Source organism: Flavobacterium sp. SH_e, assembly GCF_025717045.1.
Taxonomy (GTDB): Bacteria; Bacteroidota; Bacteroidia; order Flavobacteriales; family Flavobacteriaceae; genus Flavobacterium.
Window position 1 is genome coordinate 94,767 of the sequence record NZ_JAOVZN010000006.1, and the last position, 21,355, is coordinate 116,121.

Below are 21,355 nucleotides of genomic sequence, written 5' to 3' on the forward strand. Positions count from 1 at the left end.
ATAAAAACGAAAAACCGTCCAAATAGGACGGTTTTTTTATTCTTAGTGTACCTTGCGCAAATCCTTGCGTTCTTTGCGGTTAAATTCATCAAGCGCTTATGTCTTGCTTTTCGAAGGCTATAAAATGAGATAGTTCGCCTTTTAGATTATAAACTGGTGAAGCTTCAATTTTGCATTTATACGTTTGGCCGTTTTTTCTATAATTTTCGAGGGTTTTGGCAAAAGGAATTTTCTTTTTTACAGCATCTCTGATTTCTTTTAAGTCTTTTTGTGAAGTTGCTGGACCTTGAAACATCTTTGGTGTTTTTCCTAAGATTTCTTCTTCCTTGTAACCTGTCATTTTCTTTATTCCGCTTGACGCGAAAACGATCCTCAAATCTAAATCTGTAACTAAAACCACTTCATTTTTAATTCTTTCCTGGATATTGAGCTTTTTTTCATCCCAAGTAAATTCAGTCGAAATTTGGTTTACTTTTTTTATATCAGCACTTAAACCTTTTAGCTCATTCATATATTCATAGTGAAAATCCCATGCTAAGATTGGAACTGTATTTCGCTCTAAGAAATCGTCGACATTTTTATTTTTCATATAAAAGGCACTTTAAATGATCAATAAATCTTTTTACTCAAAGATAGAAGAAAAATCTTGCTATTAGTCCCGAAGACTGTCATTTTTAATATCGAAAATGTTATCAAAATGTAAACTTTAATTGAACTACAACTGCTTTTTTTACTTCATTATTCAAGTTACTCAATGAAATACCAAGGAGCCGCACAGAATCTTTCATTTTTTCTTGATATAATAACTCTTCTATATTTTCCATAATTAGTTTTTTATCTGAAATAAAATACGGCAGCGTTTTACTTCTTGTTTGTTGAGAGAAATCACTGTATTTGATTTTCAGTGTAATTGTTTTTCCAGAAAGATTATGTCTTTGAAGCCTCTTTTCTAAAGATGCGGCAATTTGTTCCAATTGTTCCATCATAAAAATTTCAGAAGACAAATTCACATCAAAAGTATGTTCTGCTGCAACTGATTTTGTAATTCTAGACGATTTTACTTCGCTGTTGTGAATACCTCGAACTACGTTATAATAAAACGCACCAGATTTTCCAAAGTGCTTTTCTAAAAACTCTAAAGATCTACTTTTCAAGTCGGTTCCTGTAAAAATCCCGAGCTGATACATTTTTTCGGTTGTTACTTTTCCAACTCCATAGAATTTACGAATTGGCAAATCTTCCAAAAAAGCTTCAACTTCATCTGGATTTACCGTTTTCTGTCCGTTTGGTTTGTTGTAGTCGCTGGCAATTTTAGCCACAAATTTATTTATCGAAATCCCTGCTGAAGCGGTTAAACCTACTTCATTAAAAATCCTTGCTCGAATTTCCTGGGCCAAAAGACTAGCGCTTGGATTTCCTTTTTTGTTTTTGGTAACATCCAAATAAGCTTCGTCAAGCGAAAGAGGCTCAACCAAATCAGTATAATCGTGAAAAATTTTATGTATTTTGGATGAAATCTCTTTGTACCGATCAAATCTCGGCCGGACAAAAATAATGTCGGGACAATATTTCTTGGCTAAAACTCCACTGATCGCACTTCGAACACCAAATTTTCTAGCCTCGTAACTTGCCGCCGAAACCACTCCTCGATTTTCTGAACCTCCAACTGCAACAGGTTTCCCTCTTAACTCTGGATTGTCCATCTGCTCTACCGATGCATAAAAAGCATCCATATCAATATGAATAATTTTTCGATATGTTTGTGTTTCAGACATGCTGCAAATTTAAAAAGGAAAGCAATAAAAAAGCGCCGTAAATAGTTATAAATCATATCAATTTTTAAAGAATAGAAATTCGATGAGTTCAAACCAATTATTCTTTCTATTTTTGTTCTTCTACTCGAAAAATTAAATAATGCGAACATTTGTTATAGGTGACATTCATGGCGGATTACTTGCACTTGAACAAGTGATACAAAGAGCCGAAGTTACTACAGAAGATACTCTAATTTTTTTGGGCGATTATGTTGACGGCTGGAGTCAGTCAGTTGAAGTAATCGACTATTTGATTGATTTAAAAAGCAAACAAAACTGCATCTTCATAAGAGGAAATCACGATCAGCTGGCATTAGACTGGCTAGAAAACAGACATGATGATTTTGATGAAGAAATGTGGTACAAACATGGCGGAAAAGCAACTGTTGAAGGATACGCTAAAATCTCTGAAGAGAAAAAAAGAACTCATATCGAATTTCTAGAAAATCTACAAGATTATTATCTTGACGATCAAAACCGCTTATTTGTTCATGCCGGTTTCACCAATTTGAATGGCGTGAAATGGGAATACTTTTCAAAACTATTTTATTGGGATAGAACACTTTGGGAATCAGCTCTTGCATTAGACCCAAATTTAAAGGAAGATGATTTACACTATCCGAAACGTTTTACCGTTTACAAAGAAGTTTATATTGGCCACACGCCTGTAACGAGAATAGGAAAAACTGTTCCCATAAACAAAGCCTGCGTTTGGAATGTAGATACGGGCGCAGCATTTAGAGGTCCGCTTACTATTCTTGATGTTGACACCAAGGAATATTGGCAAAGCGAACCGTTAAATGAACTGTATTTTAACGAAAAGGGTAGGAATTAATTTATTTAAAATTTACATTTGCCCTGCAAAATATTAATATTAAAAATTTTATGAAAAAGGTTATTACATTTTTATTTTTAGTTTCATTCGGATTTATTAATGCACAAAGCGCTTTTACAGGAAAAGGTGATACGAGAGTAAACGTAGGTGCTAATTTACAAGATGGTGGTTCTGGAATTCAAGGTTCTATTGATTTTGGTTTAGGAGAAAATTTCTCTGTTGGTTTTGTTGCAAATTACTTATTAGGAGTTGATAACTTCAACGGTCATTATCATGGAAGCAATTACGTTGGAGATGCAGATTTCTCAGATCGTTTTGATGCAAAAGCAAGAATGAATGCTAACTTATCTAGTGTAATTGGTGTTGAGCAATTAGATGTTTACCCTGGATTAAGTTTAGGTTTACATAATTTTGGAGGTCACGTTGGTGGTCGTTATTTCTTTACTGACGGATTTGGTGTTTTCACAGAAATCGGATTTCCAATTGCAAAATACGGTTCAGAAAATGATCCTTTTTATCATTTAAACAATCAAGCTACTTTTAGTTTAGGAGCTTCATTTAGTTTATAACAATTCGTATTTAACCGCAAAGCACGCTAAGTTTGCAAGGTTTTTTAATCTCGCAAAGACTCAGAGTCGCAAAGTTTTTATAAATAGAAAACCGCCAATTAGGCGGTTTTTTTATTTTTTATGTGGAATTTATTATCTGCTGAACTTTCTTTTTAATGCGACAATAAACTCATTAAGTGTAATCCCATTATTTTCTTTTGGATCATCTTCTACTAATAATTCTGAAATATCTTTTTCTCTGTAGGGTACAAATAAAGATAAATACCAGCTACCTGTACTTGTAATTGCACTCCCATTCAAAAATGACGTCAGAAGGTAAAAGAACATTAAAAGCCTAACAAAAACAAAAAACTTTCTATAACCTTTACTTAAACCATTCTTATTGTTTTCCGATATCGATTTAATAGTAAAATATATTAATTGAACGATAAAAACTAGTATAAGAATATTTGACAAATATCTTAAACTTTGATAGTCAACCAACAACATTAAAAGCGATATTACGATTGAAATTGCTGCATTTGCTATAAACAAATAACTTCCCCATTTAATATCTATTTCAAACTTTTCCAAAGGCGTATTTTTTTAAATCACAGCAAATGTACAGAAAAAGATTACGCTTTCATTGTACGCTCTAGCAGAAAACAAAAAAGAGAACTCCATTAATGAAGTTCTCCCTATTTAAATCACTTTACAGCTTTGCACTTTGAACCTTTGCCTCTCTGAACCTTTGTACCTAAAATTAAATCACCATCTCAGGAATTTCACCTTCAATAATCAAATCAGCTTCGGTTGATGCGATGATGTGCTCGACTGAGATGCCTGGCGCTCGTTCTAAGAGTTTAAAACCTTTTTCTGTTACTTCGAGAACTGCAAGCTCAGTTACAACCTTTTTAACGCATCCTACGCCCGTTAATGGCAAAGTGCATCTTTTTAAGATTTTTGACTCTCCTGCTTTGTTCACGTGCATCATTGCCACAATGATATTTTCCGCGGAAGCCACCAAATCCATTGCGCCTCCCATTCCTTTTACCATTTTACCAGGAATTTTCCAGTTTGCAATATCTCCATTTTCAGAAACTTCCATTGCTCCAAGAATGGTCAAATCTACTTTTTGGCTGCGAATCATTCCGAAACTAAAAGCCGAATCAAAGAAACTTGCACCCGGAAGTGTCGTAATGGTTTGTTTTCCAGCATTGATAATATCGGCATCTTCTTCACCTTCAAAAGGAAAAGGACCCATTCCTAGAACACCATTTTCGCTTTGGAATTCTACCGCAATATCTTCCCTAACATAATTTGCAACCAAGGTCGGAATCCCGATTCCAAGGTTTACGAAATAACGGTCTTTTACTTCTTTTGCAATTCGTTTTGCTATATCTTCTTTATTAAGTGCCATAATAATGTGTCAATTAGAGAATTTGATAATTAGATAATTCTTTACGCAATGTGTTTAATTACCTAATTGTCACATTTTCTCATTATCTAATTTCTAGTTCTCACTGTGCGTTGTTCAATTCTCTTCTCAAATTTTTCTCCTTGAAAAATTCGCTGCACCATAATTCCCGGAATATGAATCTGATTTGGATCTAAAGAACCAACTGGAACCAATTCTTCGACTTCTGCAATTGTGATTTTTCCAGCACCTGCCATACAAGCATTGAAGTTTCTAGCAGTTCCTTTAAAAATAAGATTTCCCGCTTCATCGCCTTTCCATGCTTTTACAATGGCAAAGTCAGCTTTGAAAGCTTCTTCCATGATATGCATTTTTCCATTGAATTCTCTTGCTTCTTTTCCTTCCGCAACTTCAGTTCCGTAACCTGCTGGTGTAAAGAACGCTGGAATTCCAGCTTGAGCCGCACGACAGCGTTCTGCCAAAGTTCCTTGAGGAGTTAATTCAACTTCTAATTCTCCAGAAAGCATCTGACGTTCGAATTCGGCATTTTCGCCCACATAAGAAGAAATCATCTTTTTGATCTGCTTTTTCTGCAACAATAATCCCAATCCAAAATCATCGACTCCTGCGTTGTTAGAAATACAAGTTAAATCTGAAATCGAAGTATTTACTAAAGCTGCAATTGTATTTTCAGGAATACCACATAACCCGAAACCTCCAAACATAATGGTCATACCGCTTTTAATTCCGTCAATAGCATCCTGAACGCTATTTACTTTTTTTGTTATCATAACAAACTATCTTTATTGCTGAATATTTTTGATAAAAATAAGATTTTTAGATTGAATTATAACGATTTCGTAAAAATAAAACCAAAAGAAAAATCCCTTTACTAATCTTTCAAAAAGAGTTGTAAAGGGATTGAAATATAATTAGATACGTTTTATTGCAACATTGTTACAATTCGAATTCATCCGTATTTTGCTCCGTTTGTGTAGTGTCTTTTACTACGGCTGGCCTAGCATAACAATCTACTTTTATTGAAAGGTTTGCTGGACGCTCAAATTCTCCTTTAGAAATCTGAAGGTTTTTATCCGCATAACACTTTTTCATGAAATACCCCCAAACAGGTAAAGCGGCAGTTGCTCCTTGTCCATAAGTTAAACTTTTGAAACGTGCTGAACGGTCTTCGCATCCAACCCAAACTCCAGTTACCAAGTTCGGAACCATTCCCATAAACCAACCATCAGATTGATTTTGAGTTGTACCTGTTTTACCCGCAATTGGGTTTGTAAACATGTATGGATATCCTGTCCAACGGTTGTCTCCGCTTCCGCCACCTTGCGTACGTAAACGCACACCAGAACCACTTTCAGTTACCCCTTGAAGTAATTTGATTACTGCAAAGGCAATATCTTTATTTAAAACGTCGTGAGACTCTGGAATTGGTTCATAAATAACCTCTCCGCTTTTGTTTTCAATTCGGCTTAAAAACTGTGGTTTTACATAAACTCCTTGGTTCGCAAATGTACTATATGCAGCAACCATGTCTTCAACTGTAATATCTACAGCTCCCAATGCGATTGAAGGCTGAACTGGAATTTCTGTTTTTACTCCTAGCTTCTTAGTCAATTCTACAACAGCTTCTGGACTTGTTCTATCAATTAATTTAGCTGAAACGGTATTGATAGAAGCTGCCAAAGCTTGCTTTAAAGTAACCATTCCTCTATATCTGTAATCAGAGTTTCTTGGTTCCCAATCTTCAGTAACGTGGTGACGTCCTTTATGAATCATGAAAGGCCCATCCAAAATAGAATCACATGGAGACATATTTAATTCTTCGATAGCCGTTGCATAAACGAAAGGCTTGAAAGTCGAACCAACTTGTCTTGCTCCTTGTCCTACGTGATCGTATTGGAAATATTTGTAATTGATTCCTCCAACCCAAGCTTTAATTGCTCCAGTTTGAGGTTCCATTGCCATTAAACCAGATTGCAAAAAGTGTTTGTAATAACGAATAGAATCAAGCGGTGTCATAATTGTATCGCGTTCTCCTTTCCATGTAAAAACACGCATTTTTGTTTTTACTTTGAACGAAGCAATGATATCATCTTCGCTTTTATCCATATCTTTCATCTGAGCCCAACGAACAGAATTCTTCATTGCTTGCATCATGATTCGTTCCGTTTCTGCTTGCGTAATATTCACGAAAGGAGCATTTTTATTGTTTTTCATGTCAATAAAAAATTGTTCCTGCAAATTTTTCATATGTGCCGCAACAGCTTCTTCAGCATAAGTTTGCATTCTAGAATCTATTGTAGTATAGATTTTAAGACCGTCTTTGTAAATATCATATTCCGATCCGTCAGGTTTTTTGTTTTCAGTAACCCATTTTTTCATGTAATCACGAAGATACTCTCTAAAATAAGTTGCCATACCTTCACGGTGGCTTTCTAATTTAAATTTCAGAGTAATTGGTAAAGCTTGAAGTCTTTCTTTTTCAGATTCTGAAATCATTTTTGCTTTTGCCATTTGAGACAAAACCACATTACGACGGTTTTTTACTCCTTGCGGATTACGAACTGGATTGTATAAACCTGAGTTTTTGAACATTCCAACCAAAATAGCTGATTCGTCTACTGTCAAGTCTTTTGGATCTTTAGAAAAATAAGTCTGCGCCGCAGAACTTACTCCTACAGAATAATTTCCGAAATCATAAACGTTACAATACATCGCCAAGATTTCATTCTTCGTATATTGTCTTTCTAGACGAATAGCAATAATCCATTCTTTAATTTTTTGAACAATTCTAAACGGTAAAAACTTAGATCCTTCACCATGAAATAATTGTTTTGCAAGCTGTTGCGTCAAAGTACTTGCTCCCCCATTTGTTCCTAAACTAAAAACTGCTCTTAAAGTTCCGCGTCCGTCAATTCCTGAATGTTCGTAGAAACGTGCGTCTTCAGTTGCAACAAGCGCTTCAACTAAATTTTTAGGCAAATCTGAATATTTAAGCTGAGATCTATTTGTTTTGAAATACTTACCAATTACAACTCCATCAGAAGAGATAATTTCTGTAGCAAGATTTGAATCTGGATTTTCTAAATCTTCAAAGGAAGGCATAGAACCAAATAATCCCCAAGAAGCAAATAAAAAGAAAGCTAAAACTCCAAGTAAAGAGTAGGCAAAAATTCGCCAAAATTTCTTTTTGTAATAATTAATATCCTTAACGGTATTGGATTGATTGTTTTTTTTAGCAGCCATATTATTTATCTAATCTTTTTGTTCTATTCTAAAACCAACGTCTGTAATTCCTTCTAAAGCTTCAACGCCAGGAATTTTACCTGATTGTCTTACAGCTTGTTTGATATGGACCTTATAATTTCCTCTAAACTTTACATCTTCTTTGTAATAAAGTTTACTTTCTTTAATATCTGAAAATCCGTTACCTAATAAAGTTCCGTCTGGCTCAGCCATTTGGTATTCTAAGGTATCCACTTTTGTAAATCCGTTTGGCAATTCCATTGAAACAATCAAAAACAAATTATTAAACGGATAATTGTTATTGTCTCGTATGTTTACAAACAGATTGTATTTTTTTGTAGAATCTAAAACCGGCAGATTAAAAGTTACAATACTGTCTTTGTGCCAAGCACTTCCAACAGATTTGTACTCATCGAATACTCTTTTTTTATCGCAAGAAAAAAGAAGTATCGCTGCCAAAAGAAGAATTCCGCTATTTTTTATTCTCATTTTTAGTATTCGTTATTGGTTTTCTAGGTTCAGCAGGTTTATTTTCATTTGAATTTTGCTTATTCGGATTGTTTTTGTTCGAATTATGCTTTTTCTTATGATTTGGCTTGTTTGGATTGTTTGGTTTAACCACATTTCCGTTGTTCGCATTACCATTATTCGGATTATTATTTCCTGCTGGTTTAGCGTTATTGGCATTTTTTTCTTGTTGTGGCTTCACTGGAGCCGCAACACCAGCCGCCTCTGCATTTTGCTTACGTTTGCGATTTGGTTTTTTCTTTCTTTTTGGCTGATCAAAACGAGTTAAACTCTCTTGACCCATTGCATTATTGAAGTCTTTTTCAGGCTCTGATGTAACCTCAACAGCGAAATCTTCTAAAGAAGAAACTTTATTTTTCTGCTTGTTCTCAGCAATAATTTCTTTTACCTGATCAATTTTTAAAACATGCCAATTTGCGAAATTATTTGTGTAAGCAAACCACATTAATCCTTTAAAAATATCTTGCTTTTGGCAGACAGCATCTCCTTTTTCAGTGATCAGTTTTGTATCGTAATCAGGAAAATCTTTCAACGCGTCCATGTAAGTGTCTAATTCATAGTTTAGACAGCATTTTAATTTTCCGCATTGTCCCGCTAATTTCTGCGGATTCAATGATAATTGCTGATAACGTGCCGCAGAAGTATTTACACTTCTAAAATCGGTCAGCCAAGTCGAACAGCAAAGTTCACGTCCGCAAGAACCAACTCCACCTAAACGAGCCGCTTCCTGACGGAAACCAACTTGTTTCATTTCTACTCTCGTACTGAATTCTTTAGCAAAATCTTTAATCAGCATTCTAAAATCGACACGATCATTTGCTGTGTAGTAAAAAGTCGCTTTTGATCCGTCTCCTTGGAACTCAATATCAGAAATTTTCATTTCCAATTTATGCTGAATTGCCAATTCACGCGCACGAACTTTCATTGGTTCTTCACGATCACGTGCTACAGACCAGATATCGATGTCTTTTTGAGATGCTTTTCTGTAAATTTTTGGAACCTCGTTACTTTCGTAATTCACCCCTTTTTTCTTCATTTGAATCTTTACCAATTCTCCTGTAAGAGTTACAATTCCAATATCATGTCCAGGCGAAGCAACAGTTGCTACAATATCGCCAATACTTAAAGTTAATTTCTCCGAATTTCTAAAAAATTCCTTACGTCCGTTTTTAAAACGAACCTCAACACAATCAAAAATCGCCTCTCCATTAGACGGACTCATGTTTGAAAGCCAGTCAAAAACCGTCAATTTATTGCAGCTATCGGTGCCGCAAGTCCCATTATTTTTACAACCTTTTGGTGCGCCACCATCTGAGGTTGAACAACTTGTACATGCCATAAGTATATATGTAGTGCTGCCAAAACGCAGCTTAAGTTCATAAACGTTTGATCGGTAAAGATAGTATTTTTTTTATTTGGCTATTTATAGATTAGTTCTAAAGGGTTGTTAAATAAAAAATGTTGCTATTTTAAAAAATAATCGTTTTAAAATTGTTTGGTGAAAATAATTTATTCTTCTGTAAATAAAAGACTTATTGTGTTTGTTTTATGGCTTCTTAAGGTCGTTTTTAATTTTTTCTAAAATTACTTTTGCAGATAAATTTAAAAATCAAAAAGAAAATTGCAATTGGCGTTTAATTTATTTAAAAGATGTCAACAAACAGGATAATCTTTCAAAAGAAAAATCCAAAAAAATAAATTTTAATTAAAAATGGAATCAAAACAATTATTCAGATTATACAATAGTAAATTTTTCAAGGCAAACTGGTTGAATGAAAATGGCGAATTGGCTCAAAATGACGGTGAAGTAAAATGGTTCTATTGTGGAATTAATCAAGATTTTAATCCTGAAATAGTTAATGAAGCAATAAACAATACTTTTGAAGAAGATGAAATTTATCTCTTTATTTCATCAAATAAAAGTTCATTGGTTTCAAAATCAATTGTTGTCGAAGAAATCGGCAAAATGTTGCATAAAAAAGAAATCGGTGTAATGAATAAATCATGCACAAAAATTATCCATTTTACTACCTACGGAGTCTTTAGTAGTGGAATAATTAGAGATTTTCCTAAAAGCCGTTTAAAAACCGCTGGAACACCTTTAAAAGTAACATTTCACGCAAACATTTTGGATTCAAGCACCAAGAAAGTTGCGGATGCCATTGAAGATCATTTCTCTAATCTTGAAGAGGAATTACACAGAGATTATGGCGGCATTTTGGAACATCTTTGGATTGATTTAGAATTAGTTGAAAGTCATTTAAAAAGTAGGGATTCTTGGCCTTTTCGTTTTCAAAAAAGAGTTGATAATCCAGAATCTCATACCGAATTATACTCCTACAACGTAGGTCATTATAGTGTTAAACCAGATTTTGAAAAGCTAAGAAAGCTTTCATCTGAAACATCAATTTGCTCATATATATTTGAGTTATTATATGAATCGACTCAAGTTTTAGTCAATAAGCAAAAAAAACTTGATGGATTTAATGCAACTGCATTTCGACAGGATTTTTTATCTGCTTGCAAAAAGTTAGGATATATTGATTGATAAAACCCCCATAGTAAAACCCGATAGCGCGGATTTGCAATCCGTGCCCGCAACAGTAAGACGCAAAACAAATCATTAAAATAAAAGTTACACAAATTAATGTACTTTTAAATTTACAAAGAGAATAAACCAATCTTTGCGGGCACGGATTGCAAATCCGCGCTATCCTTGCTGAGATAAATCTGCGCAATCGGGAAAAACTTTTTAACGAAACAAATTATGAATAGTATCTGGAAAAAAGTAAGAACTGTAACATTACCAAAACCTGGAAATGTCGGCATCATAGAAAAAGACGAAACATACTATTCACTAGATGGAAAAACTATTTTATATAACGGATATATCATAAAAGATGCAGACTTCGAAACCTTTGAATATTGCTTTAGTTTTGCAAAAGATAAAAACAAATGTTACAGAGCTGATTCTATATACAAAGACGCGGATCCAAAAACTTTTATAGTATTAAATTATCACTTTGCTAAAGATAAAAACAATATTTATTCACTAGGTGGTATCGTGAAGAACCTAGATTATCAAACCTTTGAAATATTAGATTGCGAATATATATCGAGCAGTGACGAAATAAGGAATTCAAAATTATCATTTAGCAGCGATAAATCTGGTATCTGGTGGATGGATTATTATTCATACAAACCGGTTTTAATAAAAGGTACAAACAAAAGTACCTTCAAACGAATAGATGAATGTTTTTCTAAAGATGATAAACATATTTATTTCGGTGGCACACGCCTACCAAAAGCAAATCCCTTAACATGGAAAAGATTGCATGAAAACACCTATTACTCCCAAGACCTAAATAGAATTTATTTTACTAAAAACTTACTAAAACAAGCCGATGTAGATACATTCGAAGTACTGTCAATTCCAATAAACACAGGATTGTTTTCTTATGCCAAAGATAAAAATTGGGGTTATATGACTGGTAGTGTAATATCTCACGAAGAATTGGAGCAAATTATTAAAGAAGGCCTTTGGTAAGCTTTTGTTCAACACTTAAATCTAAATATAAAATACTCATTCTCTCTATTTCTTAACACAAAAACCCCTTTTTAATTTTAATCCTAAAATATATTTACGATTTTTATGTTTTATCTTACAGCATGGTTTGCGAAGCCAACAATTACAAGCCAAATTGCAATTAAAACTTATCATCATTTTTAAATATATTTCAAATGCAAACACAAAACCAGATTGAAAATTTCCTTTTTCAGGGAAAATTTGACGAGGCCAGAGAATGCCTAAATAACGGAGAAAACTTTAACGATCAATATCTTAAAAACAATTTTTCTCAAATATCTGCCAAAATTATAGAAGCCAAAGAAATTGATTTCATTGAAAGACTAATAAAAGCGGGTTTTATCGAAACTGATATTTACGAATTGGACAGTTTTGACAAATCTATATTCAATTCTCTTTTCCGAAATATAAAAAATGACGATGAATCCCTTTCTTTTTTCAAAGAAATAATGGGGAAAGTGGACAATTTTAACGACGAAATCAGCGATCAGACTTTATTGGGATACGCTATCGAAAAAGAAGCAGTTCCAGAATTGATTAAAATTCTAATAGAAGATTTCGCTTGCAATGCACAATACAAAAACAATGCGCAGGAAAATCTAATTCATAAAATCGTAAATAATTATTCCCTAAACGCCGAAAAAGGCAAAGAATATATTAAAATACTTCTAGAAAACGGTGTAGACATCAATGAGAAAAATGTGGTTGGCACTACTCCGTTGATGTATGCTGTCAAAAGAAACAAAAAAGAATATATTCCAACTTTATTAGAAAACGGAGCAGATCCCAATGAAAAAGACAATCAGGAAAACAGTTCTTTTTATTATGCTGTTGGTGAGCAATTTTCTATTCCGATGTATGAACTTCTTGCAGAATCTTCTTCAGCTGACTTCAATAGCATCAACAAAGACGGAAGAACTTTACTGACCGAATTTATCCGAATGATGTCTGATTCTGAACATGATCTGAATTCACTTCAAAGATTATTGTCAGATGGAGCCGATTTAAATCACAGCGCTCAATATTACGGAAATCCGAAATCGGGTATAGATTACATTGTTGAGAAAAAATCGGGTATTTTAAAATCGGTACTTGACAGTGGATCAGTTGACGTTAATGAACAAGACAATCAAGGAAACACCATTTTGCATAAAGTTTGCGCCTTTAATGTTAATTACGATGCTGAAATGGCAAAAGAAACTTATAGAAAAGTAAAGCTGCTATTAGATCAAGGAGCTGACATTTCGATTACAAACGATAAAGACGAAACTGCTTTGATGCTTGCTTCTGAAGACAACCTGAAGATTAAAACCGTAGAACTTTTAATGAAACAATAAAACGATCATTTACTTAAAATTACCCAAACATGTCAATGTCATTTATAGTTGCCTGCGAGAACGGGAACCGAAAAATAGCCGAATTGCTGCTTCAAAATAAAGAAGTAGATGTAAAATATACTGACGAACAAGGCAGAACCGCTCTTCATTATGCCGCACACCGTGGTTATCTCGATATTGTGAAAATTCTAATCGAGGAAGGTGCCGATATTAACTACGAAGATCATCAAGGAGAAACGCCTTTGTATTTTGCCTGTCTTCAAAAACAAAAACAAACGGCACTGCATCTTTTAGAAAACGGAGCAGAAATCACGAAGAATGATAAATACGGAAATAGTCTGCTGCATTTAGTTGTTCAGACGGCTCAAATCGAAATTGCAACAAAGTTGCTTCAAGCCGGAGTAGATGTTAATTTACTGAATAACAATGGAGAAACTCCACTATTATTGGCTTCTGCAAAATTAAATAGAGAAATTATCCAATTGCTTTTAGACAATGGAGCAGATATTAACGTTACGGATAAACAGGGAAATACACCACTTATTTACGCTTGTTATACCAAATCTATTCCAATGGTGACATTGCTTTTAGATAATGGTACCGATATAAACCACGCGAATCATTCTGGCGAAAATGCACTTTTAATTGCTTGTTATGAAACCAACAGAATGTTAGCTAAATTATTGATTGAAAGAGGTGCAGATGTATTTACTTCAAGCAATACTGGATATTCTCCTATTTGGTACGCTTGCGCGAATAATCAAAAAGAAATTGTCGCCTTGTTCCTTGAAAATGGAGTTGATGTGAACTACAGCAAACCTGTTGCCAACGATACTTCATCTATGAATGATTATTTGGATTGGATTGTAAGCGCCACAAATATTTCAAACGAATCGAGTTTTACTTTGAACAGTTCATACACGTATGGAGGAGAAAGTCTGCTGCATGTCGCAACCAAAAAAGGGAACTTAAGCATGGTTAAATTGCTTATCGAAGCTGGAGCAAACATCAATATTCAAGACGAATCTGGAAATACGCCACTTCATTACAGCGCCGCAAACGGAAAGAAAGATGTTGTAAAATATTTATTGGACAATAAAGCCGATGCATCAATCGTAAACGTGAAAGAACAAAAAGCGATAGATTATTCGAATGTAAAAGGCTTTAATGAAATTACAGAACTGATTCTGAAATACGCTCCGTCAGGAACTGTTGTAAATCCAATAAATACTCCACAACAACCCGAAGCACCAAAAGCCGAAGTTTCAAATTCGATGGAAGCAAAGAAAAAGGCCTTATTAGATTTGAAAGAACTTCTAGACGCCGGAATTTTAACATCAGAAGAATTTGATGTCGAGAAAAGTAAAATTTTAAAAGGATAAATATAAATAAACACAAAATGAAAAAAATCTTAAATGCCACAACTCTATTTTTAGTATTAATTGCCGGAAGCTTAGTTTCTACCTCTTGTACCAACCTTTCACCAGAAAAAACCTTTGAAATTGCTGCTTTAAATTCGAATTTATTATCTCGTTTTGGAAGTAAAGAAATCAACGAAAAGCTGCAATCTGAAGCACAAGTTTATGATGAAACTCAAAAAAAGATGATTCCGTCTACTTATCAAGATTCTTTTAAATATGATATTAGCAATTTAGAAGCGCGATTAAAAACAATTCAGGACATACCAGAAGACGAAGACAATAAAGAACTTCTTCAAGCGTCAAAAGATTTATTTACCTATGCAATTGCGAAACAAAAAGAAGGCTATTTGCCAATTGCCAAACTGAAAGATGAAAAAGCTTCTCCAGAACAAATAGAAAAAGCAATTGCTGATTTCGATGCTTTAACCCAAAAAGATATAGATGCAAAGTTTACCAAATTGATGAATGTGGCACAAACTTATGTGGATAAGCATAATATCAATGCTAAAATTGGAATTTAAATTTCTCTTATTATAAACAACAAACCCTATTTTGTAATGTTACAAAATAGGGTTTGTTGTTTTAATTTATAGATTTTAAGTCTCTTTAACCGTAATAATTTTCACTGGACAAGCTTTTGCTGCCAATTCACAGCTTTCAACAATTGCATGATTGGGAGATTTTAATGTAAAAAATCCTTTTGCATTCTGCGAATGAATGAGAACCGATTTTCCATCTTTTTTAGACATCTGAAAATGAACTGGATCCATTTCGACACAGTAATTACAGCCAATACATTTATCTCGTTGTAATGTTATAATAACCATTATGCCTCAACAATTTTATATAATTTGTCCGACATTCTGATTCTGAATGGAAGTTTAAAAGTACAATCGTCTCCTTTTGTTGCTTTTTCTACCGTAATATCATTCACAAACATTTCATCGATAATCATTTCCTGAGCTCCTGTACTTGGTCCAGTCACCAAAATTTTATCTCCAATTTTTATATCATAAGCTTCAATTTTAAACTGTCCAACTTCTGCTTTTGGGAAATAATGCGTTCCTTTTCCAACATAAACCTTTTTTTGCGTTGCAGCTGATCCTGGAATATCGCTCCACTCGCCTAATTCCTGACCTAGATAATATCCTGACCAGAATCCCCGATTGTAAACTGTTTCTAAAGCTTTCATCCAAACTGCCGTTTTTTCTTTTGAGAAAGTGCCTTTGTAATACGCATCAATCGCTTCGCGATACATTTTAGTTACTGTTGCAACGTATTCTGGCGCGCGTCCACGGCCTTCGATTTTTAAAACTTTAATTCCAGAATCAATTACTTGATCCAAGAAGTCGATTGTACATAAATCTTTTGGCGACATCATGTATTCGCTATCTAATTCGATCTCAAAACCAGTTTCCTGATCGATAACTGTATATTTTTTTCGGCAGTTTTGTTTGCAAGCGCCACGATTCGCTGATGAATTATGCGAATGCAAGCTCAAATAACATTTTCCTGAAACCGCCATACATAAAGCACCGTGACCAAAAATCTCGATTTCAACTAAATTTCCGTTTGGTCCTTTAATTTGTTCTTTCTCAATTTGGTCGGTGATATTTTTTATTTGGCGTAAACTCAGTTCGCGACTTAAAACCATTGTATCGGCAAATAAACTGTAGAATTTTATGGTTTCTATATTCGTCACATTCAATTGTGTTGAAATATGGACTTCCATTCCAATCGATCTTGCCATAGCAATTACGGCTTGATCTGATGCAATTACAGCTGTAATATTTGCCTCTTTGGCTTTTGTCAATAATGTTTTTACGACTGATAAATCGTGATCGTAAATAATCGTGTTTAAAGTAAGATAGCTTCGAACGTTTTTGGCTCCACATCGATTGGCGATTTCTTTTAAATCATCAATCGTAAAATTCACCGTTGAACGCGCACGCATATTAAGCTGTTCAACACCAAAATATACTGAATCACAGCCATTATCTAAAGCAGCCTGAAGCGACTCAAAATCTCCAGCCGGAGACATAAGTTCAATTTTATTGGTAAGTGTCATTTTTGATTTAATATTCAAATGACAAAAATAATGTGGGTATAATTAGATTACTATGATATATATCATAGTCTATATTTTAAAAATTATCCGCAGTATATTATTAACAAAATTTAACGTAAACGCCGCAGCACTCCTATTTAATTCAATCTAAAATCTTGTATACTTTATCAGACAATCTAATTCTGAAAGGAACCTCAAAAGTAACTTTATCACCAACTTTAGCAGTTTGAGTTTCTGTCCCGTCAACAATGATTTTGTCTAAAACCAATTCCTGTTCACCAGTTGTAGGACCAGAAATAAGGATTCTATCACCGCTGTTTAATTCGTGATTTTCTACAGTAAATTGTCCAACTTGAGCTTTTACGTAATAATGCTCAGCTTTTCCAAGAAGTACTTTTTTTACTTTTATTTTCTGACGAATGTCGGCTGGTTTTTGAGCTGTACCTAAAGCAGTTTCTGGCAGTTCACCTGAATGTTTGAATTTTAGATTTTCAGATTTTCCTTTTCTGAAAACCTTATTTCCAACTTGTTTTCCAGTTCTTAAGCGAACCTGATCTACCAAAGGCATATGAATAATTTCTAAACATTCTGTAGAACAGCAGTTTTCCATTGCCGCTTTACAATCATCACACTGAATAAATAATAAATGGCAACCGTCATTTTCGCAATTCGTGTGATTGTCGCAAGGTTTTCCGCATTGGTGGCATTGCGAAATAATATCATCTGTAATTCTTTCGCCTAGACGATTATCAAAAACGAAATTTTTACCAATGAATTTACTTTCTAGACCTTCTTCTTTCAATTGTTTAGCATAGTTGATAATTCCGCCTTCTAATTGATAAACATTTTTGAAGCCTTGGTGTTTAAAATAAGCACTTGCTTTTTCACAACGAATTCCTCCGGTACAATACATTACCAGATTTTTATCGTCTTTGTGATCTTTAAGCTGTTCATTGATAATTGGCAAACTCTCTCTGAAAGTTTCAACATCTGGAGTAATCGCGCCTTTGAAATGTCCAACTTCACTTTCGTAGTGATTTCTGAAATCTACTACAATTGTGTTTGGATCATCAAGGATTTCGTTGAATTCTTTGGCTTTCAAGTGAACGCCAATATTAGTTACATCAAAAGTATCATCATTTAAACCGTCAGCAACGATTTTATGACGCACTTTGATAGTCAATTTTAAAAAGGAATGATCGTCTTGTTCTACAGCAACATTCAATCGTATACCTTTCATGAAATCGTAAACTTCAAGAGTTTCTCTGAAAGCTTCAAAATTTTCGGCAGGAACACTCATTTGAGCATTTATTCCTTCGCTGGCAACATAAATTCGACCTAATGCATCAAGGGCATTCCAGGCTACGAATAAATCATTACGAAATTTTTGTGGATCTTGAATTTTGGCATACGCATAGAAAGACAACGTAAGACGTTGTTTACCTGCATCATCGATCATGATTGCTCTTTCTTCTGCGCTCAAAGTGTTATACAGTTGCATGCTATAAACAGTTTTAAGTTAAGAATATATGATTTTTTAGATTTTCTTTAAAATCTGCGGCAAATTTAGGGTTTATTTTGAGATTAAAAATTCTATTTCCTCAATTATCTGATTTTTTTAACATCTATCAGATATTAAATAGTGCCTTTTGCTTTCAATTAAAGAAATCTGACTAGCGAAATACTTTAACATTCATTACTTATAATCAATCGACTTGTTTTGTGTAACACTTAAAACTACATCATCTACAGAAACCGAACGGCTTATGTGTCCAACAAGTGATTCAATATCCTCTTTGCGAAGGCTATCACGAACATCAGAACGTGCTTCGGTAATTTTTAAGTCAATGTTCTTTTCACGTAAATCAAGAAACAAATTTTTTAAAAAACGAACTCCGGCAATATCAATTCTGGGAGAAGAATTAAGATCTAATATTACCGTTTTTAAAGAACTCGATTCGCTATAGACTTTTCCCCAAATCTGTTCTTTGATGTGCTCAACATTAAAATAAAAAATGGAAGATTCTACTCTGACAATCAAGACGTTTTCAATCTTTTCATTATCGGGATGTCTTTTCAGATCTGTATACTGTCTCGTTCCAGCAACTCTTCCTAAAAACGCAACATTCGGTTTTGATGCAGCTTTTAACAACAACAATAAAGTTACTAAAGTAGCAAGTAATACTCCCGCAAGAATTCCCCAAATAAGCACGCCCGCAAGCGCAATCATAACAACTGCAAATTCTTGTTTGTCTATTTTATAAAGATGTTGCATTTCTTTGAAATCAAAAAGACCTCTTATAGCCACAAGAACAATTGATGCCAGAATTACCGTTGGCAAATTTTGAAGATATCCTGTTAAAAACAAAAGACAGCAGGCAATTGTCGCCGAAGCAAACAAAAGAGATAATGGTGTTTTAGCTCCTGCGGAATTATTTACTGCAGATTGAGACAAACCTCCTGCGACAGGATAGCCTTGTCCAAGTGCTACAGCGGCATTGGCAACTCCAAGTGCCAAAAGCTCTTGACGCGGATTTATTACATATCCATTTTTTTGTGCCAATGTTCGACCAGCAGAAACACTTTCGATATATGATAATAAAAAACAAGCCATTGCAAGTGGCAAAACCTCTTCGCCATCTCGAACTCGAAGAGCTGGCAAATGAAACTCTGGAAGTCCGGTTGGAATAACTCCAACTATTTTAAATCCAGCATCTTTTAATGATGTTGCAGAAATGAGAATAATCGACAAAACCACAATTAGAATAGCAACCGGCAATTGAGGAGCGATTTTTTCGCCAGCAATTAATACTAAAATCGCAATTATTCCAAAAATAAAAACGGTCGTATTCATATCTGGAATCTGCTGGAAGAGAATTATAATCCGTTCTACAAAATTATCTCCTCCGCCATGTACACCAAATAATTTGGGCAACTGTGTTAAACCAATTGTTATTGCCGCTCCAGCTTTGAATCCAACTAAAACTGTTTCGCTAATAAAATTAATAATGCCACTCAATCTCAAAAAGTAAGCTATTATAGCCATTCCAGCAAAGACCAATGCTGTTAGAGATGCAATTTCCGACCATCGCGCTATATCTCCATTTGCCATACTTGAAATAGTAGTTCCAATTAATAATGAAATTGCAGAGGTCGGACCGATTGCAAGTTGTCTACTTGTTCCAAAAAAAGCATAAAATATTCCGCCAAGAAGATAACCATAAATTCCGTATTGTGGAGGTAATCCTGCTAATGTAGCATAAGCCAAAGACACAGGAATTCCGTAAGCCGCAAGTGTTATTCCTGCAACAAAATCCTTTTTTAGGTCTTTCTTTTTGTACTCTTTAATCCAGTCTCCAGCGGGTAAAAACTTAGAAGTCATAATTAAAAATGGCTAAACATAGCTGTAAAAAGTTAATCTTTCTCGTTGAGCAATGCTTTTTTTACTTCATTTAGTTCTGCAATTTTTTCGGGGCTAACTTTCGGATATTCTAAATCCATTTCATCCAAAGCATGAATTATTGCAGAAGCAATTACAATTCGTGCATAATATTTATTGTCGGCAGGAATAACATACCAAGGAGATTTTTTGGTTGATGTATTTTTAATCAATTCCTCATAAGCGTGCATATAATCATCCCAAAAACCACGTTCTTTAGCATCGGCTGCGCTAAATTTCCAGTTTTTATCAGGATTATCAACTCTTTCAATAAATCTTTTCTTTTGTTCTTCTTTTGAAATATTCAAAAAGAATTTGATCACAATCGTTCCGTTTCTATTGAGATATCTTTCAAAGTTTCGAATATCCTCAAAACGATTTTCCCAAATATCTTTAGTTATTAATTTTTCAGGGATTTTCTGTCCTCTTAATATTTGTTCGTGAACACGAACTACTAAAACTTCTTCATAATAAGAACGATTGAAAATACCAATGCGACCTCTTTCTGGAAGATGTTTCTGGCAACGCCACAAATAATCATGGTCTAATTCTTCAGAACTTGGTCCTTTAAAAGAAGAAACTTGACAACCCTGCGGATTTATACCCGACATGACATGCTTAATCGCACCGTCTTTTCCAGCGGCATCCATCGCTTGAAAAATAAGAAGTACCGACCATTTATCCTGTGCATACAGAGTATCCTGCATAGCGGCCAGGGCTTTAACTCCCATTTTTAATGTTTCTTTTACTACCGATTTATCTTCATTACCATCATGAGACGTAGGTTTACCTTTTAGAGTAAAATCTTTATCGTCGCCTACACAATATTGCTCTGAGAATTTTTTTGCCCGATGCAACAGTTCTTTTTTAGTTATTTTTTTTAAATCATTAGAATCTGACTCTAAATCTTTGCTTTTTTTCTTGTTATTCTTTGACATAGTTAGAAAAATTTTGAATTAATATTCTTGCCTTTTTGAATAAATTCTTCTTACAAAAATGCAGTTCATCGGTATAAGATATCTCTTTATCTATATTCTCACTACTTATTGAAAACCAGATAACTAAAATTTCAACTAAAATTAACAAAATTCGCACAAT

General features: G+C 34.1%; 20 protein-coding genes. 7 read left to right on the forward strand and 13 right to left on the reverse strand.

The window, feature by feature from the left end:
- Positions 1-88 precede the first annotated feature (88 nt).
- Both OD917_RS11315 and dinB read right to left on the reverse strand, forming a co-directional pair.
- A complete protein-coding gene (locus tag OD917_RS11315) occupies positions 89-589 on the reverse strand; it encodes a PAS domain-containing protein (RefSeq protein WP_263523628.1) in 501 nt (166 codons plus the stop codon).
- A gap of 103 nt (positions 590-692) precedes the next feature.
- On the reverse strand, positions 693-1,775 hold the full coding sequence (gene dinB / locus OD917_RS11320) for a DNA polymerase IV (protein ID WP_263523629.1): 1,083 nt from the start codon (positions 1,773-1,775) through the stop codon (positions 693-695).
- Between the two features lie 139 nt (positions 1,776-1,914).
- Between dinB and OD917_RS11325 the strand changes: the two genes are divergently transcribed.
- Entirely contained in the window at positions 1,915-2,649 is a 735-nt protein-coding gene (locus OD917_RS11325) for a metallophosphoesterase family protein (protein WP_263523630.1), read from the forward strand.
- Positions 2,650-2,699: 50 nt separating this feature from the next.
- Entirely contained in the window at positions 2,700-3,218 is a 519-nt protein-coding gene (locus tag OD917_RS11330; protein WP_263523631.1) for a DUF6646 family protein, read from the forward strand.
- Positions 3,219-3,350: 132 nt separating this feature from the next.
- Here the strand turns inward: OD917_RS11330 and OD917_RS11335 are convergent, their stop codons facing one another.
- The 6 genes from OD917_RS11335 to OD917_RS11360 form a co-directional block, all read right to left on the reverse strand.
- Positions 3,351-3,791, reverse strand: a complete 441-nt coding sequence (locus OD917_RS11335; RefSeq protein WP_263523632.1) for a hypothetical protein — start codon at positions 3,789-3,791, stop codon at positions 3,351-3,353.
- Positions 3,792-3,960: 169 nt separating this feature from the next.
- Positions 3,961-4,617, reverse strand: a complete 657-nt coding sequence (locus OD917_RS11340) for a 3-oxoacid CoA-transferase subunit B (protein ID WP_263523633.1) — start codon at positions 4,615-4,617, stop codon at positions 3,961-3,963.
- An 86-nt stretch (positions 4,618-4,703) separates the two neighbouring features.
- Positions 4,704-5,405 (reverse strand): CoA transferase subunit A, encoded by a 702-nt coding sequence (locus OD917_RS11345; RefSeq protein ID WP_263523635.1) that lies wholly within the window; start codon positions 5,403-5,405, stop codon positions 4,704-4,706.
- Between the two features lie 166 nt (positions 5,406-5,571).
- Positions 5,572-7,878, reverse strand: a complete 2,307-nt coding sequence (locus OD917_RS11350) for a penicillin-binding protein 1A (protein ID WP_263523636.1) — start codon at positions 7,876-7,878, stop codon at positions 5,572-5,574.
- A 9-nt stretch (positions 7,879-7,887) separates the two neighbouring features.
- Entirely contained in the window at positions 7,888-8,367 is a 480-nt protein-coding gene (locus OD917_RS11355; protein WP_263523638.1) for a gliding motility lipoprotein GldH, read from the reverse strand.
- Positions 8,351-9,745: a stage 0 sporulation family protein gene (locus OD917_RS11360; protein WP_263523639.1), complete on the reverse strand. Its 1,395-nt coding sequence runs from the start codon at positions 9,743-9,745 to the stop codon at positions 8,351-8,353. The genes OD917_RS11355 and OD917_RS11360 overlap by 17 nt, the downstream gene beginning before the upstream one ends.
- A 372-nt stretch (positions 9,746-10,117) precedes the next feature.
- On the opposite strand from OD917_RS11360, the gene OD917_RS11365 reads away from it, so the two are divergent.
- The 5 genes from OD917_RS11365 to OD917_RS11385 all read left to right on the forward strand — a co-directional run bounded on the left by OD917_RS11365 (position 10,118) and on the right by OD917_RS11385 (position 15,271).
- The gene (locus tag OD917_RS11365) at positions 10,118-10,954 is read left to right on the forward strand and encodes a hypothetical protein (protein ID WP_263523640.1); all 837 of its coding nucleotides are present in this window, start codon (positions 10,118-10,120) and stop codon (positions 10,952-10,954) included.
- A 219-nt stretch (positions 10,955-11,173) separates the two neighbouring features.
- A complete protein-coding gene (locus OD917_RS11370) occupies positions 11,174-11,953 on the forward strand; it encodes a DKNYY domain-containing protein (protein WP_263523641.1) in 780 nt (259 codons plus the stop codon).
- Between the two features lie 194 nt (positions 11,954-12,147).
- The gene (locus OD917_RS11375; RefSeq protein ID WP_263523642.1) at positions 12,148-13,329 is read left to right on the forward strand and encodes an ankyrin repeat domain-containing protein; all 1,182 of its coding nucleotides are present in this window, start codon (positions 12,148-12,150) and stop codon (positions 13,327-13,329) included.
- Between the two features lie 35 nt (positions 13,330-13,364).
- Positions 13,365-14,711 (forward strand): ankyrin repeat domain-containing protein, encoded by a 1,347-nt coding sequence (locus OD917_RS11380; protein WP_263523643.1) that lies wholly within the window; start codon positions 13,365-13,367, stop codon positions 14,709-14,711.
- 17 nt (positions 14,712-14,728) lie between these two features.
- Entirely contained in the window at positions 14,729-15,271 is a 543-nt protein-coding gene (locus OD917_RS11385; RefSeq protein ID WP_263523644.1) for a hypothetical protein, read from the forward strand.
- A 75-nt stretch (positions 15,272-15,346) separates the two neighbouring features.
- Here the strand turns inward: OD917_RS11385 and OD917_RS11390 are convergent, their stop codons facing one another.
- From OD917_RS11390 to OD917_RS11410, 5 genes are all read right to left on the reverse strand, one after another.
- Positions 15,347-15,577: a ferredoxin gene (locus tag OD917_RS11390; protein ID WP_111377683.1), complete on the reverse strand. Its 231-nt coding sequence runs from the start codon at positions 15,575-15,577 to the stop codon at positions 15,347-15,349.
- The gene (locus tag OD917_RS11395; RefSeq protein ID WP_263523645.1) at positions 15,577-16,818 is read right to left on the reverse strand and encodes a peptidase U32 family protein; all 1,242 of its coding nucleotides are present in this window, start codon (positions 16,816-16,818) and stop codon (positions 15,577-15,579) included. The genes OD917_RS11390 and OD917_RS11395 overlap by 1 nt, the downstream gene beginning before the upstream one ends.
- Before the next feature lie 142 nt (positions 16,819-16,960).
- Positions 16,961-18,319 carry a rhodanese-related sulfurtransferase gene (locus tag OD917_RS11400; RefSeq protein ID WP_263523646.1) on the reverse strand — a complete coding sequence of 453 codons (1,359 nt, stop codon included), beginning with the start codon at positions 18,317-18,319 and terminating at the stop codon, positions 16,961-16,963.
- Between the two features lie 195 nt (positions 18,320-18,514).
- A complete protein-coding gene (locus OD917_RS11405) occupies positions 18,515-20,200 on the reverse strand; it encodes a SulP family inorganic anion transporter (protein WP_263523647.1) in 1,686 nt (561 codons plus the stop codon).
- Positions 20,201-20,232: 32 nt separating this feature from the next.
- Positions 20,233-21,195 carry a polyphosphate kinase 2 family protein gene (locus tag OD917_RS11410; protein ID WP_263523648.1) on the reverse strand — a complete coding sequence of 321 codons (963 nt, stop codon included), beginning with the start codon at positions 21,193-21,195 and terminating at the stop codon, positions 20,233-20,235.
- Positions 21,196-21,355: the final 160 nt, after the last annotated feature.

What these genes read in the sequence shown, in the direction of transcription:
- OD917_RS11330 (WP_263523631.1), top strand. Translation starts at nt 2,700, where the DNA reads ATGAAAAAGGTTATTACATTTTTATTTTTAGTTTCATTCGGATTTATT.
- OD917_RS11375 (WP_263523642.1), top strand. Translation starts at nt 12,148, where the DNA reads ATGCAAACACAAAACCAGATTGAAAATTTCCTTTTTCAGGGAAAATTT.
- OD917_RS11395 (WP_263523645.1), bottom strand. Translation starts at nt 16,818, where the DNA reads ATGACACTTACCAATAAAATTGAACTTATGTCTCCGGCTGGAGATTTT.
- OD917_RS11400 (WP_263523646.1), bottom strand. Translation starts at nt 18,319, where the DNA reads ATGCAACTGTATAACACTTTGAGCGCAGAAGAAAGAGCAATCATGATC.
- OD917_RS11365 (WP_263523640.1), top strand. Translation starts at nt 10,118, where the DNA reads ATGGAATCAAAACAATTATTCAGATTATACAATAGTAAATTTTTCAAG.
- OD917_RS11350 (WP_263523636.1), bottom strand. Translation starts at nt 7,878, where the DNA reads ATGGCTGCTAAAAAAAACAATCAATCCAATACCGTTAAGGATATTAAT.
- OD917_RS11410 (WP_263523648.1), bottom strand. Translation starts at nt 21,195, where the DNA reads ATGTCAAAGAATAACAAGAAAAAAAGCAAAGATTTAGAGTCAGATTCT.
- OD917_RS11385 (WP_263523644.1), top strand. Translation starts at nt 14,729, where the DNA reads ATGAAAAAAATCTTAAATGCCACAACTCTATTTTTAGTATTAATTGCC.
- dinB (WP_263523629.1), bottom strand. Translation starts at nt 1,775, where the DNA reads ATGTCTGAAACACAAACATATCGAAAAATTATTCATATTGATATGGAT.
- OD917_RS11345 (WP_263523635.1), bottom strand. Translation starts at nt 5,405, where the DNA reads ATGATAACAAAAAAAGTAAATAGCGTTCAGGATGCTATTGACGGAATT.
- OD917_RS11370 (WP_263523641.1), top strand. Translation starts at nt 11,174, where the DNA reads ATGAATAGTATCTGGAAAAAAGTAAGAACTGTAACATTACCAAAACCT.
- OD917_RS11325 (WP_263523630.1), top strand. Translation starts at nt 1,915, where the DNA reads ATGCGAACATTTGTTATAGGTGACATTCATGGCGGATTACTTGCACTT.
- OD917_RS11405 (WP_263523647.1), bottom strand. Translation starts at nt 20,200, where the DNA reads ATGACTTCTAAGTTTTTACCCGCTGGAGACTGGATTAAAGAGTACAAA.
- OD917_RS11340 (WP_263523633.1), bottom strand. Translation starts at nt 4,617, where the DNA reads ATGGCACTTAATAAAGAAGATATAGCAAAACGAATTGCAAAAGAAGTA.
- OD917_RS11360 (WP_263523639.1), bottom strand. Translation starts at nt 9,745, where the DNA reads ATGGCATGTACAAGTTGTTCAACCTCAGATGGTGGCGCACCAAAAGGT.
- OD917_RS11390 (WP_111377683.1), bottom strand. Translation starts at nt 15,577, where the DNA reads ATGGTTATTATAACATTACAACGAGATAAATGTATTGGCTGTAATTAC.
- OD917_RS11355 (WP_263523638.1), bottom strand. Translation starts at nt 8,367, where the DNA reads ATGAGAATAAAAAATAGCGGAATTCTTCTTTTGGCAGCGATACTTCTT.
- OD917_RS11315 (WP_263523628.1), bottom strand. Translation starts at nt 589, where the DNA reads ATGAAAAATAAAAATGTCGACGATTTCTTAGAGCGAAATACAGTTCCA.
- OD917_RS11380 (WP_263523643.1), top strand. Translation starts at nt 13,365, where the DNA reads ATGTCATTTATAGTTGCCTGCGAGAACGGGAACCGAAAAATAGCCGAA.